We start from the raw sequence: 243 nt of genomic DNA, 5'->3' as shown, positions 1-243 counted from the left end.
TTAGTTGATGTACATCTTTCATCATGTAAGGAACCATAGAGATAAACCCTGCTACTGTACCAAATATAAGTCCTCCACAAAGGACAACAATTATAAAAGAAATATTTTTCCCCAGTGCAGGTTCAACAAAAGGTTCTGTTACTTTCCTAATATGTTTTACAAATATCAGGAATGACAGAATACTGATGATCAGAAAAGAAATGTTATAAGATGTTGTAAACAGCATAAAAAATACAATGCCCA

At 32.1% G+C, this 243-nt stretch carries 1 pseudogene; it reads right to left on the bottom strand.

Going from position 1 to position 243, the window contains the following annotated elements:
- Positions 1 to 243, bottom strand: a pseudogene (locus AWV70_RS19570) (tetracycline efflux MFS transporter Tet(L)); the annotation flags it as partial.

Source organism: Sporosarcina koreensis, assembly GCF_001531445.1.
In the GTDB taxonomy this organism is placed as follows: Bacteria; Bacillota; Bacilli; order Bacillales_A; family Planococcaceae; genus Sporosarcina; species Sporosarcina koreensis_C.
This window is presented reverse-complemented; position numbering and strand designations above follow the sequence as displayed.